This window comes from Ruegeria sp. BF10 (genome assembly GCF_056538725.1).
This window is the reverse complement of the sequence record NZ_JBQFTR010000006.1, coordinates 39803-53286: the sequence shown is the minus strand read 5'-3', so window position 1 is coordinate 53286 and position 13484 is coordinate 39803. Positions and strand designations below refer to the sequence as shown.

Annotated in this window: 16 protein-coding genes; 6 read left to right on the top strand and 10 right to left on the bottom strand. The window is 57.6% G+C overall.

Annotation, left to right across the window (positions count from 1 at the left end):
- Window positions 1–16: 16 nt before the first annotated feature.
- Window positions 17–679, bottom strand: a complete 663-nt coding sequence (locus ACR0DJ_RS18190) for a DsbA family protein (RefSeq protein WP_425080114.1) — start codon at window positions 677–679, stop codon at window positions 17–19.
- A gap of 13 nt (window positions 680–692) precedes the next feature.
- On the bottom strand, window positions 693–1199 hold the full coding sequence (locus ACR0DJ_RS18185; RefSeq protein WP_210093836.1) for a DUF721 domain-containing protein: 507 nt from the start codon (window positions 1197–1199) through the stop codon (window positions 693–695).
- Window positions 1200–1280: 81 nt separating this feature from the next.
- Here ACR0DJ_RS18185 and mutY point away from each other — a divergent pair, with 81 nt between their 5' ends.
- Together mutY and ACR0DJ_RS18175 are read left to right on the top strand one after the other, a co-directional pair.
- Window positions 1281–2336 (top strand): A/G-specific adenine glycosylase, encoded by a 1056-nt coding sequence (mutY, locus tag ACR0DJ_RS18180; protein WP_480685926.1) that lies wholly within the window; start codon window positions 1281–1283, stop codon window positions 2334–2336.
- Window positions 2337–2397: 61 nt separating this feature from the next.
- On the top strand, window positions 2398–3534 hold the full coding sequence (locus ACR0DJ_RS18175) for an alkane 1-monooxygenase (protein WP_170345574.1): 1137 nt from the start codon (window positions 2398–2400) through the stop codon (window positions 3532–3534).
- A 79-nt stretch (window positions 3535–3613) separates the two neighbouring features.
- Here the strand turns inward: ACR0DJ_RS18175 and ACR0DJ_RS18170 are convergent, their stop codons facing one another.
- The 4 genes from ACR0DJ_RS18170 to ACR0DJ_RS18155 all read right to left on the bottom strand — a co-directional run bounded on the left by ACR0DJ_RS18170 (window position 3614) and on the right by ACR0DJ_RS18155 (window position 7531).
- Window positions 3614–4996, bottom strand: a complete 1383-nt coding sequence (locus tag ACR0DJ_RS18170; RefSeq protein WP_480685925.1) for an adenylate/guanylate cyclase domain-containing protein — start codon at window positions 4994–4996, stop codon at window positions 3614–3616.
- A gap of 140 nt (window positions 4997–5136) precedes the next feature.
- Window positions 5137–6237: a site-specific DNA-methyltransferase gene (locus ACR0DJ_RS18165; RefSeq protein ID WP_170345572.1), complete on the bottom strand. Its 1101-nt coding sequence runs from the start codon at window positions 6235–6237 to the stop codon at window positions 5137–5139.
- Window positions 6238–6344: 107 nt separating this feature from the next.
- A complete protein-coding gene (locus ACR0DJ_RS18160) occupies window positions 6345–6962 on the bottom strand; it encodes a ribonuclease HII (protein WP_480685924.1) in 618 nt (205 codons plus the stop codon).
- A 110-nt stretch (window positions 6963–7072) separates the two neighbouring features.
- On the bottom strand, window positions 7073–7531 hold the full coding sequence (locus ACR0DJ_RS18155) for a hypothetical protein (protein ID WP_257599439.1): 459 nt from the start codon (window positions 7529–7531) through the stop codon (window positions 7073–7075).
- A gap of 176 nt (window positions 7532–7707) precedes the next feature.
- Between ACR0DJ_RS18155 and ACR0DJ_RS18150 the strand changes: the two genes are divergently transcribed.
- The 3 genes from ACR0DJ_RS18150 to ACR0DJ_RS18140 all read left to right on the top strand — a co-directional run bounded on the left by ACR0DJ_RS18150 (window position 7708) and on the right by ACR0DJ_RS18140 (window position 10349).
- The gene (locus ACR0DJ_RS18150; RefSeq protein ID WP_257599440.1) at window positions 7708–7995 is read left to right on the top strand and encodes a hypothetical protein; all 288 of its coding nucleotides are present in this window, start codon (window positions 7708–7710) and stop codon (window positions 7993–7995) included.
- Window positions 7967–8668 carry a winged helix-turn-helix domain-containing protein gene (locus tag ACR0DJ_RS18145; RefSeq protein WP_170345568.1) on the top strand — a complete coding sequence of 234 codons (702 nt, stop codon included), beginning with the start codon at window positions 7967–7969 and terminating at the stop codon, window positions 8666–8668. Before ACR0DJ_RS18150 ends, ACR0DJ_RS18145 begins: the two co-directional genes overlap by 29 nt.
- Before the next feature lie 106 nt (window positions 8669–8774).
- Entirely contained in the window at window positions 8775–10349 is a 1575-nt protein-coding gene (locus ACR0DJ_RS18140) for a DUF427 domain-containing protein (protein ID WP_480685923.1), read from the top strand.
- Window positions 10350–10450: 101 nt separating this feature from the next.
- On the opposite strand, the gene ACR0DJ_RS18135 is transcribed toward ACR0DJ_RS18140, so the two are convergent.
- From ACR0DJ_RS18135 to ACR0DJ_RS18120, 4 genes are all read right to left on the bottom strand, one after another.
- Window positions 10451–11245 (bottom strand): DUF1217 domain-containing protein, encoded by a 795-nt coding sequence (locus tag ACR0DJ_RS18135; protein WP_170345566.1) that lies wholly within the window; start codon window positions 11243–11245, stop codon window positions 10451–10453.
- A complete protein-coding gene (gene flbT / locus ACR0DJ_RS18130) occupies window positions 11242–11643 on the bottom strand; it encodes a flagellar biosynthesis repressor FlbT (protein WP_480685922.1) in 402 nt (133 codons plus the stop codon). The genes ACR0DJ_RS18135 and flbT overlap by 4 nt, the downstream gene beginning before the upstream one ends.
- The gene (gene flaF, locus ACR0DJ_RS18125; protein WP_480685921.1) at window positions 11643–12017 is read right to left on the bottom strand and encodes a flagellar biosynthesis regulator FlaF; all 375 of its coding nucleotides are present in this window, start codon (window positions 12015–12017) and stop codon (window positions 11643–11645) included. Before flaF ends, flbT begins: the two co-directional genes overlap by 1 nt.
- 77 nt (window positions 12018–12094) lie before the next feature.
- Complete coding sequence (locus ACR0DJ_RS18120) at window positions 12095–13306, bottom strand: flagellin (protein WP_170345564.1); 1212 nt, start codon at window positions 13304–13306, stop codon at window positions 12095–12097.
- Here ACR0DJ_RS18120 and ACR0DJ_RS18115 point away from each other — a divergent pair.
- Window positions 13296–13424, top strand: a complete 129-nt coding sequence (locus ACR0DJ_RS18115) for a hypothetical protein (protein WP_480686307.1) — start codon at window positions 13296–13298, stop codon at window positions 13422–13424. The two genes, ACR0DJ_RS18120 and ACR0DJ_RS18115, sit on opposite strands and share 11 nt — an antisense overlap.
- Window positions 13425–13484 lie beyond the last annotated feature (60 nt).

The following is a 13484-nucleotide window of genomic DNA, read 5'->3' as shown; positions in this document are numbered from 1 at the left end:
AACCGGAAAAGGGTGGTTAGCCACCCAATTCGTCTTCGATCAGCTTTTTGAAGTCCGCGTAGGACTGGTTGTCGACTTTCTTGCCGTTCACAAGGAACGACGGAGTCGCCTGGATGCCATCACGTTCGGCGTTTTCCTGATACCACGCAGCCAATGTCCGCGCCTTGGTGCCATCTTGCAGGCAAGCCTCAAGCTGGTCGCCATCGATACCGGCCAGACGACCGATCTTACGCAGCTCGTCCACGATCTCGGCCGGACCACCAGCACGTGACCATTCGGCTTGCCCTTCGTAGATCAGGTCGGTGATACCGAAGAACTTTTCCGGGCCGGCGCAGCGGGCCACCATCGATGCCCAAAGGCCGTAGCGGTCAAAATAGACTTCGCGGTAGGTAAACTTGACCTTGCCGGTGTCGATGAAGTCTTTCTTGAGTTGCTTGTAAGCACCCTGATGGAAACTCGCACAATGCGGGCAGGTATAGGATGCATATTCGATGATCTCGACCGGCGCATCCTCAGCGCCCTGGACCATATCGACGATCGTCGACGTATCCAGGTCTGCCTCCTGCGCTTCGGCAGCACTGACCAGCGGAAGGGTGACGTTGGTGTTCGACTGTGTCAGCCAATAGCCGCCAGCGGCTACGGCGACAGCCGCACAGATTACGGTTGCAATACGGCTCATTCTCAGCCCTTTCTCAGCGTTTCTGTTTGGATAAAACGTTGCGCCCGAGACGTTCAAGGGCCGCGCGCAAATCTTCATCATTTACATTGCGTGACACTTTGTCTGCCTCGGCGGCAATGTCAGGCGCAATCTGGGGTTTGGTTTGCTTCGGCTTGTGGTCGAAACTGGCCTGCCCCTCGGCAAATCCGGTCGGAGCGGTCTGGGTAATGCGGACGCGGCTGATGGCGTTGTAGCCATAGACCGCATTCACCTTTCCGCGAATCTGTTCCTTCTGCATTTCCAGCATCGGAGCTTGTGGCCCGGTGGTCAGAACGGTCAGGGTCGCGCCAAAACCGCCCTTGCCATAACCCACTTTGACCGGGCGTGCGATGGCGGCGATTTCCTGGCCGACGATCTCGGCCCAATGGGTCAAAAGCCGCGACACGGCAAACCCCCGGCTTTCCCCGGCGCGCCTGATCTGATCGTTCAGCACGGACGCGGTGCGTTTAAACCCACGGGTCGAAGAACGTCTGCGTTGCATCTGGTTTCCAGCTCCTACACCTCTATTGTACTGAGCAGGGCACCGGGTGCCAGAGAAACCCGACAGGGAGATGGATAAAACTTGCGTGACTCTGCTGAATTGACCGTCAGTGATGCGTTGCTGGAGTGGTACGACCGCCACGCCCGCGAAATGCCATGGCGCACGGGTCCGGCGGATCGCGCCGCCGGCATACGCCCCGATCCCTATCGGGTCTGGTTGTCCGAAGTGATGCTACAGCAAACAACAGTTGCCGCCGTTCGTGACTATTTCCTGCGTTTCACCACCCGTTGGCCCACGGTTCAGGCCCTGGCCGCCGCACCGGACGAACAGGTCATGGGGGAATGGGCCGGGCTTGGCTATTACGCTCGCGCCCGCAATCTGTTGAAATGCGCGCGCGCTGTCACGCAGGACTGCGATGGCCGGTTTCCCGACAGCTTTGACGCCCTGCTGAAGCTACCCGGCATTGGCCCCTATACTGCGGCTGCGATCTCGGCCATTGCATTCGATCAGCCCGAAACCGTGCTGGACGGAAACGTCGAGCGTGTCATGGCCCGGCTCCACGACATTCACGACCCGTTACCCGGCTCCAAACCCCTGCTGAAGGAAAAGGCGTCGGCCCTGACCCCGGCCACACGCCCCGGCGATTACGCGCAGGCGGTCATGGATTTGGGGGCCACCATCTGTACCCCGAAGTCGCCGGCATGTGGCATCTGCCCCCTGCGTGACCCCTGTCAGAGCCGCGTCGCAGGCACCCAAGCCGACCTGCCAAGAAAAACACCCAAAAAACCCAAGCCAACCCGCTATGGGCACGTGTATGTCGCGCGTATGGCAGACGGTGCCATGGTGCTGGAACGCCGACCTGACAAAGGCCTGCTGGGCGGAATGCTGGGCTGGCCCGGATCAGAGTGGAACGATGCCCCGACCGAACGTGCCCCGTTCCCTGCGAATTGGAAGATGTTGCCGGGCGAAGTGCGCCACACATTTACACATTTCCACCTGATTTTGCGGATCTGGACCACGGATGCCGCTGATCACGACGTACCCGAACATCTGACGGTCGTCGACAAGCACAGCTTCAGGCCCGGCGACCTGCCAACCGTGATGCGTAAGGCCTATGACCTTTGGAAAGGACAATAAGTCCGCTGTGCAAGTCTTCGGGCCATGTCTAGGGTATGTCCAAAAAGTCGGAGCAGAAAAGATGATCGCAACTGGCACATTGTCCCGCTGGCAATCTGCATCCCCTTTCTGGGTGTCGCTGCTGCTGATCCCGCTGGTCTGGTTTTCAGCTGCTACCGGTGGATGGTCACTGCTGCTGGTTCCTGCCGCAACCTGGTGGGCTTTTGCAGTGCTGGACCGGATCACCGGGCTCAACACTCAAAACGCCGACCCCGAGACGCCGGACACGGCGCTGCAATGGTACATATTGCTGACAAAACTCTGGGTCCCGATCCAGTTCGTCACCCTTTTTGGTCTGATCTGGTACGCAACCCACAACACCCATCTGTCAACGCTAGAGAAAATCGGCCTCTTCTTTGGCATGGGCGTCATTTCGGGCACGATTGGGATCAACTACAGCCACGAGTTGATGCACCAGAAAAGCCGCTTGGAACGCTGGTTGGGTGACATTCTTCTTGCCATGGTGCTGTATTCTCATTTTCGGTCCGAGCATTTGTTGGTCCATCACCGCCATGTTGGAACCCCGCGCGATCCGGTAACGGCGCGCTACAACGAAGGGTTTCATCGCTTCTATCCCCGCGTTCTGTGGCAATGCTGGGTTTCGGCCTTCAGCGCCGAGCGCGACAAGCTGGCCCGCAAAGACCGACCATGGACAGATCGCTCAAACCCTTTCTGGCGGTACTGGGCGCTGCAAGGTGGGATGCTGGCACTGGCTGGCCTGATCGGAGGATGGTCCGGCGTGGCGCTGTTTGTGCTACAGGCTGGCGTCGCGATCTGGCAGCTCGAGCTGGTCAACTACGTGGAGCATTACGGCCTGACCCGAAAACACCTGGGCGACGGACGGTACGAGCATGTATTGCCACGCCATTCGTGGAATGCCTCGCAGAAAGCGTCGAACTGGTTGCTGATCAATCTTCAGCGCCATTCGGACCACCATTACAAACCCAACCGCCGGTTTCCGCTGCTGCAACATCACGCGTCGGACACAGCCCCGCAATTGCCCTATGGCTATCCCGTCATGACCGTGGCCGCGATGATCCCTCCGCTGTGGCGGCGGGTCATGAACCCGCGCGTTCGCGCGTGGCGACGCCACTATTATCCCGAGATCACCGACTGGCACCCCTACAACAAATCTCTGAACCCCATGCCCAAAGCGTGACCGCAGCGCGCACGGGCGCGCTGCTTGGCCCAACTGTCAGCACTGCATCTGCGATGCTGTTCTGACGGGCGGGAGGCCCTCAGCTTTTCATCACCCAGACATCCATCGGCGCCTCGACCCCTCGCACGGATTGGTCGCGACAGGCAACAAAACCGGCCATGGCCTCCGACATCGACGGGTTTTCTTCCGCAACCCGCAGGCGCACGGCATCACTGACAATGACACGCGCCTTGAAATCACGCGTGAGCGCTTCAAGCTTGGCAGCCACATTGACCGCATCGCCAATCACCGCGAATTCCAACCGGTTGGCACCGATATCCCCAAGTACGACCGAGCCGTAATGCACCCCAACGCCGACATGGATTTCGGGCTCTCCAACCCTGCGACGTTCCAGATTCCAACGGTCGATCGCGCCTACCATCGCACGGGCGCATTCCAGGGCATTGCTCGCGTCCAGAGGCGTTGGCACCGGCGTGCCGAAGGTCGCCATCAAACCGTCGCCCAGATACTTGTCCAATGTCCCGTGGTGCCGGAATACTTCGGTTTCCATACGGGCATGGAACCCGCGCAGCACCTCGATCACTTCATAGGGGTCCCGCCCGGCGGCGTATTTGGTGAACCCGACGATATCGATGAACAGAACGGCCACATCCGCTTTGCGGACTTGTTTCAGCGGTTCATCGTTCTGGCTCAACTCATCTACCACATTGGGCGAGAAATACCGTGACAGATTGGCCCGTTCCCGTTCCAGCCCCGCGTTGTTCATCAACAATTGATTGAGTCGCCGCATCGAGATGCCCAGCGTTACTGCAACCATCATGAACACGATCACCTGCTGAATACGTTGAGGTATCATGAAACTGTTGGGATCCAGCAGCTCGGCAACATCCGGATAGCCCTGCAAGGCCTCTGCAACCTTTTCGCTGATCTCCGGAATAGGCGTGGCCACCCACCAGGCGACGATCCAACCGATCGTCCACATCATTGCCGTCCACGAACCGATGGCAATCACCGTACGCCAGGAATAGGCCAGGGTTCCAGCCGCCAGAATGACGAAAAAATACTGAAAGTTGTCAAACCGATATTGCATGGCCAGCGGCCGGACATCATCGCTGAACGGGTTGGGTACGATCATCCCCAGGGTCATGATCAACAGATCAACAAAGATCAAAAGAAGCTCGACCCGGGATTGCCCCACCCGGCCCGCGCTGCGGATCAGCCATCCATTGGCGCAGATCAGCAGCAGGATGAAATGATACCACAGCACATCCCATTGCGGGTTCAGAAAAATAAGCAGAGCCCCGGTCAGGGCCATGGCCACCCAGCGCGCGCGTACAGCCAGTTCAAGCCCTTCGCGCTTGTGCCGCTCCAACGCGGCCTCGGTGTATTTGTTGTCCAGATCGAACGTGTCAGGTTCCGTGAAAAACAGACTGCGGCGGGGCTGCGCGGTTGTCTCGGTCATGGCCGTGATCTTTCTTGCAGTGTCAGGGTCATCTTCATGCAATCACTGTTGGTCCAAAAACAAAAGACCCCGCCGTAGGATCGGCGGGGCAAGGCGTAGTGCCTTGTGTCAGGCCACAGGCACCGGCGGTGTTCTTGAAATCAGTTCATCTCGGCCCGGATCTGCTGGCGCAGAACGTCGATCGGAACCGTTTTGCCGTCACGCTTGAAGCACCAATAGGTCCAGCCATTGCAGGACGGCGCATTTTCCAGATGAGCGCCCACCTGATGGATCGAGCCTTTGACGTTGTCGCCGACCAGCGTGCCATCGGCGCGAACCTTGGCCTTGTGGCGCTGGTTCATGGAATAGAGCTCTTCGCCCGGGCGCAGCATGCCGCGCTCGACCAGCTGCCCGAACGGAACACGCGGCTCGGCACGTTTGCTGGCGCTGACTTCCAGAGCCTCACGGTCGAACTTGCGCACCTTGGCGATGCGTTTCTCGGCCACCTTGCGATAGCTTTCCTCGCGTTCGATACCAATGAATTCGCGGCCCAGCATCTTGGCTACCGCACCCGTGGTGCCGGTGCCGAAGAACGGGTCCAGCACCACGTCACCGGGATTGGTCGACCCGATCAGTACGCGATGAAGCAAAGATTCCGGCTTTTGCGTCGGGTGCGCCTTGTCGCCGTTTTCATCCTTCAGACGTTCATGCCCGGTGCAGATCGGCAGCACCCAGTCGCTGCGCATTTGCACGCCTTCGTTCAGGGCCTTCAGCGCCTCATAGTTGAAGGTGTATTTGGCCCCTTCGCGCTTGGACGCCCAGATCATCGTCTCATGCGCGTTGGTAAAACGCTTGCCGCGGAAGTTGGGCATCGGATTGGATTTGCGCCAGACAACGTCATTCAAAATCCAGTACCCTGCATCTTGCAAGGCCGAACCCACACGAAAGATGTTGTGGTAAGAGCCAATCACCCAGATCGCGCCATTTGGCTTGAGCAGACGGCGCGCCGCCTTCAACCACGCGCGGGTGAATTCGTCATAGGCACCAAAGCTTGAAAACTGATCCCAGTGATCGTCCACCGCATCCACCTGGCTGTTATCCGGGCGATGCAGTTGGCCTTTCAACTGCAAATTATAGGGCGGATCCGCAAAAATCAGGTCAACGGATGCCTCGGGAAGACTGTTCATCACGTCGATGCAGTCCCCGGATAGAATCGTGTTTAAAGGGGGCGCTATTGCGCCCTTTTTGGTGGTTGTCGTCATATTACTGCCTCAAGTGTCCACGGCGCTTTTGCGCTCATTTGGTTGAGACAAGGATGAGTCAAAGACGAATCGGCGTCAATTTCTTTTTTAAATCAGCGGCTTACGATTTACTCTTGATACAAGATATTGTGCACCGGCTTGAACGAACGTCTATGGTGTGGGGTCACGCCAAGATTTTGCAGTGCTTCCTTGTGTTGTTTTGACGGATAACCGGCGTTGGTTTCCCATCCATATCCCGGATGCTGTTGCGCCAAATCCACCATCACCTGATCGCGCCAGTTTTTCGCAAGGATCGAGGCGGCTGCAATCGACACCGATCGGGCATCCCCCTTCACGATGGCCTGCGACGGGATTTTCAGGCCGCGTGGAATCATGTTCCCGTCGATCAGCAGGAAATCAGGGGCCGACGACAGAGCCTCGACCGCGCGCAGCATCGCCAGATGCGATGCCCTGAGGATGTTGATCTCGTCAATCTCGGCGACCGAGGCTTCGGCCACGGCAAACTCGGCGCTGTGCCGGATCTCGGCATCCAGCGCGGCCCGACGTCTGGCCGTCAGCTTCTTGGAATCATTCAACCCTTCGGGGATGGCCTGTGGGTTCAGGATCACGGCCGCGGCGACAACTGGTCCCGCCAAAGGGCCGCGCCCGACCTCATCCACACCCGCGATGCGATAATGGCCCCGGTCCAGCAGCGCCTGCTCAAGTTCGAAGTCTGGTTTTGTCATGCCTTTGGAAAACCGCGTTTCACACAGCGCCGCAAGAAAAAAAGAGAGGGCAGCCCACACCGCCCTCTCTCATACGGCGCGTCATTGGCGCCGCTCCTGCTCAACCCTTGTTACTGGTAAACGACACGGTATCCTTTCTGGCGCAGGCACGCGGGTTCGTATGCCCGCTTGACCTTTTGGCCATTCCAGAAACCGACTTTGCACTCTTGCGGCAGGCTATTGGCATGTTTGTAGTGCTTCTTGAGGCATTTAGGCCCAAGCAGCGGATGATCCTGTGAATACCCGTTGAATGTGCGCAGGCAGCGCTGCGGCAGATCGTATCGCGCCACGCGCGGCGGCAGAGGGCGCACCGGCTGCGGCGTGTAAGGTGCCGGGGTATATGTCTGATGGCGAGCCGCCCGATCCTTTTTCTTTTCCTTGTTGTAATAGTGAACCCCGGCCCCGATGATCGCGATGGCCGCCAGCCCACCAAGAATGTCCTTTGCGTCCGCAGCCCGCGCCTGAGAAGCAGAAACCCCGGTTATTGCAACCGCGGTCGCAACGATGAAAGCAATGAATTTCCTGTGCATGATGCGTGTCCTTCATAGTGTTTGGGCGACCGTGTGACGGAGCGCGTCGTGATTGCCCTGACACTGGGGGCGACCGGTTCAGACAAGCAATAACGGCCCGGTGTTATCGGATATCAGAACCCGCAAACCCCTTGGGTTATTGAATATCGCGACAACTCATGCGCAGGATGCGGCCTATGAAACAGATCCTCTCTTCTCTGACCTTTGCGGTCCTGATATCGCTTGGCACTGCTGCGTCTGCCGCGGATTGCTATGCGGATTACAAGGCCAAGAAAGACAACCCGCTGCGTTTGCATTATGGGGTCATTCAGGTCTCGAACTGCGACAAGGGCCAGGCCCATGCAGAAATCGCCCGGCGCCTGAGCGCGTCAGGTTGGACCTTGCTTGAAGTGCAGTCCGTTTTCGGGCCGGAAGGGTTGGATCAGAGGAAGGGCAATGCCGGACAATTCTATCTCCGTTTCTGATGCGCGCCGGTCTGGTGTCAGGCTGGTCGTGCTGGGCATCGCAGCCATTGTCGCCATCCTGATCACTGCCGCCGTTTTCCTGTTCTGGACCCTGCCGGACGCCAACGCATTCAACGCGCGGGTCGAGCGATTGTTTGTCGAGGCCGATCTGACCTCGCAAACTGAAATCCGGTTGCTTGAAATTCTGGCCCAGTCTGGCACCGCCTTCGCGGACACCCTGTCCAGTTATCGGATGGTGATCTATGTGCTGCTGGTTTTTGCCTGTGCGATGATGGCCTCGGCATTGGTCTTTCTGGTGATGCTGGTTCTGCTGAACCGGCGCATGGCGCAAATCGAACGCACCGGCATTCAAGTGACATCCCTGCTGATCAGCCGCGAGGAAAACACCGTCTACCTCAACAACATGGATTTCAAACTCACGCCCGCCGCCATGGAAACCCTCTCGGTTCTGGCTGAATCGCGACTGGATGACGAGGTGTTGTCCGGGGCCCAGATCGAGGCGATGATTTCCGGCCGCAATGCAGCCGATTGCGACGAAGCTGCGGGCGCGACGCGGATCAAACGGTTGCGGGATGCGCTTGGCAACCAGATGGTCAGTGAACTTCTGGTCAAGAACATCGCCAAAAAAGGCTATATGCTGTCCATCGAAAAAGACGTCATACAGATGGTCTGAGCCTTGCCGTGTGACCGTATGCGTTGGCACTTTTCCCTTCGCCGCCTCTTGGAATGTGGGATGCAAAGCCCCATTCTAGAACAACCCCAGGCAAGGGAGGTCGCATGTGAACGTCCACGCCGCACCAAAAATAAAAGGGTATGGAATATCGGTTGAATCGCTGAATGGCAGAATTGCCATTTACCGAAACGATGTGCTTTTGGCTGAAAGTACAAATGCCAAGGTGATGTATGAAACGCGCCTGCCCCCCACGATCTATGTGCCCCGCGCGGATGTCTGTGTTGATCTGAGCGAAGAAACAGACCTGCAAACATTCTGCCCGTTCAAAGGCACTGCCACTTACCACGACATCAATCTGGGTTCCGAAAATCTGGCCAATTCTGTCTGGGCCTATGAAGAAGCCCTGCCTGAAAGCGCGGCCATACAAGGCTGCATAGGGTTTATGCCCGGTGCCTATACGAAAATCGATCTGGGCGAAAACCGCCTTCGCGAACCAGAAGACGGCAATATCAGCGGCCCGCTGATTGACTGGTTGATGCGTGGTGCTTCGACTGAAACAACACCCGAGAGCTTTACCAAAGCGCTGGCCGAGAAGATGCTGGAGCATGGCATCGCGATACAAAGGCTGAGCATTCTGGCCTGGTCTCTGCACCCGCTTATCGCGGGAAAGCACTATATCTGGGAAAAAGATGAAGACGAGATTCTGACCCGGGCCCCGACATACGAAATCTATGACCACCCGGCGTTCATCAACAGCCCCTTGCGGCATGTCTCGAACGGCCTGGGTGGCGTGCGGCAAAGATTGAACGATGAAAACCCGCATAACAGCTTTCCGATCATGGAAGATCTGCGGGCCAAGGGCGCAACGGATTACGTGGCCATGCCTTTGCCGTTTTCCGACGGGCGCACCAATGTTCTGACGCTGACCTGCGATCACCCGGACGGGTTCACGACCGAAAACCTGGGCCTTGTCTTTGAGTGTTCCTCTGTCATTGCCCGTTTCTACGAAGTGTTCATGCAGCGCGAAAACGCGCAGGTCCTGCTGGAAACCTATGTCGGCAAGCGCACCGGCGCGCGTGTGCTGGGTGGCGAAATCAGGCGGGGTGACGGGGATGAGATCGACGCCGCAATCATGTTCTGCGATCTCCGCAATTCAACAAGCCTGGAAGAAAAGCTGGGCCGGGGGGAATATATCAGTCTCCTGAACGAGTTCTTTGAAACAGTCTCGGGTATTGTTCACGACAATAACGGAGAAGTTCTGAAATTCATTGGCGACGCTGTGCTGGCCGTTTTCCCGGCAACGGACGAAGATGCCAGTACAGCCCGCGCCAATGCCCAGCGCTCGGCGATCAAAATCGTCGAAACTTTGGGTGAACTGCGCAAAGAAGGCACGGACGTGCATTGCGACTGTTCGATCGGCGTCGCTTATGGGCGTGTCACCTACGGCAATGTGGGGTCTCGTGAACGCCTTGACTTCACGGTTATCGGTCAGGCCGCGAACATCGCAGCGCGCCTGGGAGAATTCGGCAAGACGCAAGGGCACCGCATTGTCGTTTCAGAAGACATCGAACCGGCCTGTTCCAACGCCGTGCCGCTGGGCGACGTCAATCTGCACAATGTGTCCCGGCCCGTCAGATCATTTGCTTTACGAACCGCAGCCGATAAGATTCTGAACGGTTAAGGCCTTTCGTTTGCAGTTCTGAAGAAACCCGCATTGACTTGATCAACGTTACGCCTGTGCGATCATGCTTCATCGATCACTTCGACCCGGAGGCGCTCTGCTCAAACGGCTCCCAACAGGATCAACGCGGTCTGCGCTGGCGAGATCGTGTTCTGAAGTTGCGCAATCTGACTTCTGGCCAAATATGTGTCGGTCAGTTTCTCGATGGACTTTGGGTTCGAAAACTGTGCCAAGTCCTCCGAGCCGGTCAGTTTGTGCAGCCTGGCCTTGAACTCGACCAACTGCTTGTCAATGTCCAGCTGCGCAAAGGATGACGGCAGTCCAAGTGCCGTTTCCATCATGCTGCGCAAAGGGGGCAACCCCATCAGATCGAACCATTTTGTGTCTGCGCTTGAGGCCCTGTTGGCGAGATCCGAAAGTTCTCGTTGTGCATAGAGCGAAATGCGCATCGTTTCATCCGACTCGCCAACGGCAATTTCAAACCGTGCCGTCAAATTGGCCTGGGCGATTTGCCCCATGTCGGACGTCAGCGCGGTTTTTCGGACAGCACCGGGACCAAACCCAAAGGCGTCAGAAAACTCCCGGTATCGCTTGTCGGCCAATCGATTGGACAACGCGTCATCCGCCTGTGTCCCATCCTCGAGGATTTTGCGTATGAAAAACCGGTTGTCCAAATCTCCTTCCAGTCCGAACGCACCCAATGCGACCTGCAACAACCTGCGATCCGACACCAGCTGTTCGGCGGATTGGATTTTTCCGATGTTGTCCAGAAAATACTGTGTCTCTCTTTCATTCGCAGCTGACGACGAAAAACTCTGGAGCTGGCTTTCATAGGTACGTTGCAAGAACCGCCAGCCCACGATTCCACCGCTTGGGATGACGGGCTGGAATGTCATTGCTGATAAGCCATCAGCCGCTCTTCGCGCGGCAGAAGCGAGCGAAGCGATTTGAGGCACTTGTAATAATGCTCTGCAACCAGGGCATCCGTGGCTTCGGCCAAGACCCGACGGCTATCTGCATCCGTAAAAATCTGGCTCAGCTCTTCCACGCGGCGCAACAGTTGCTGACGTGCCTGGCCAGGTTCGATGTCACCCGACAATACAAGCTGCGCAGCATAGCAGACGCGGCGCACCGGCGTATTCACCTCATCCGGATGAATCGCGTCCCGCAGTCGAAGAACATTCGCCTGTGGCGTCATGATCGAAAACCGGCCGCGGCGATCGCCGTTCTCAATCACGACCCCGTTGATCAGAACCCTTTCTTTCGGGGCAAGCTTTAGGACCAGTCCGCTCATCAAGTTGCCCTCATCTGGCGCAATCCGCGCAATACAGCCGTGTTGATTTCCACCAGGGGTTCAACGGTTGCGCCGTCTCCTAGAACGCGGCTGCTGTGTTGTTCGGTGAATTCGGCAAGGTAGAAGATCCTGGCTCTCAGATCGTTGGGCAGGGCATTCTCGGAATCGGCAACGCCGGTTGCGAGCACCCCCCATAGCCGCCGGTTTTCGTGCACGGCCTGAACAAAGCCCGAAAAATCCGTTGCCTTTTGTGCAGTTGCTGCCTTCAGACGCAGTGTGATCCTTGAAATCGCTTCGTACTCCGTGTCTCGAGGCGTCCGAGTCGGCGCGGCTGTTTGCGCATAGGTTTGATGGGCTAGGGTTTGCGGTGTCACTTGAAATCCTTCCAAAGGGCGGTCATCAGGCAGTCATTGATGGGGCGCGAAATCCGCGCCCCAACCGATTATGCAAATTAACGGAACAGCGACAGAATCGACTGCGGTGCCTGATTGGCGATCGAAAGCGACTGTGTCGCCAACTGTTGCTGAACCTGAAGCGCCTGTAGCCGCGCCGAAGTCTCTTCCATGTCCGCGTCGACCAGCGACCCGATACCTGACTTGAACGAGTCGGACAGGTTCGAGATGAACTCTTTCTGAGTTTCGATCCGGCTTTGAGAGGAACCGAAAGCAGCTGATGCATCGATCGAAGTATCGATCAGCGATTCAACGGCGGCCAGGGCTGCGGTCGCACCCGCACCGGTCGAGACATCAATACCGGCCAGCGCGCCCAGACCACCTGCACCGGCATTCACGAACTGAGCCGAGAACGAAATGTCAGAGCCCGTACCGTTGGTGATGGACAGGGTTCCGGCTGTGCCCGAGTCATAATCCACGGTCAGACCGGTAATCCCAAGCTCTTCAATCTTCGATTTCAATCCAACGGCAACCAGATCACCGGTCGTTGTCGCGGCGGCGTCTTCGGCAGACACGGTATAGGACACGACCTGATCGTTGATCGCGACGACAACCTTGTCACCGGCGGCAAACACACCGCTGGATTCGTCGGTGACCAGCGCGGTTGCGGCAGTCGCGCCGTTGTCGATGGTTGCGCCAACGCGATCGTTGCCTGTCGATGCGCCGGTCGAACCGTCAAAAACCTGCTTGGTGACATAACCGCCGGTTGACAGGTTCTGCCCTGCAACGGTGATCGACGACGAGGTCACGGCGCCGGTACTGTCGCGGTCCAGCGACGCAAGGATCGAAGCGGAACCGGCAGAGCCGTCAACCAGGTTCAAACCATTGAACTGCGCCGCACTGACAACGGACGCGATCTGACCTTTCAGCGCAGTCACATCATCATTGATTTTGCCGCGGTCAACGTTGTCTTCCTGCGCGGCGACGATCTTGCCTTTCATCTGGGTCAGCAGATCAGTGACGGTTTCCGCAGCATTCCGTGCGACGGCGACGGTCGATTCACCAAGCGCGAGACTGTCCTTGATGGCGTTGAAACCTTTGACGTCCGACTCCATCACTTTGGAAATCGCCCATACTGCCGAGTTGTCCTTGGCCGTTGCGACATCCTTGCCGGTCGAGATCGCGTTCTGGGTGGAGGCCAGGTTCTTGTTAACCGACTTGAGCGTTTGCAGCGCAACCATCGCGCCGTTGTTTGTCAGAATGCTGGACATAGCTTTCATCCTTTTCCGTTCGGGCCGTTTTGCCCATGTTCACCCCGCACTATTTGCGGGCATTGGTGTCTTTCTGACCTGTGCGACGCGCCGCGTGGCCGTTCGCGCCACCTGTTGATCTCAGGTGCAACACCACTTTTGAACCCGATCCCCTAACGGAGTGCTAAAACGCGTAACC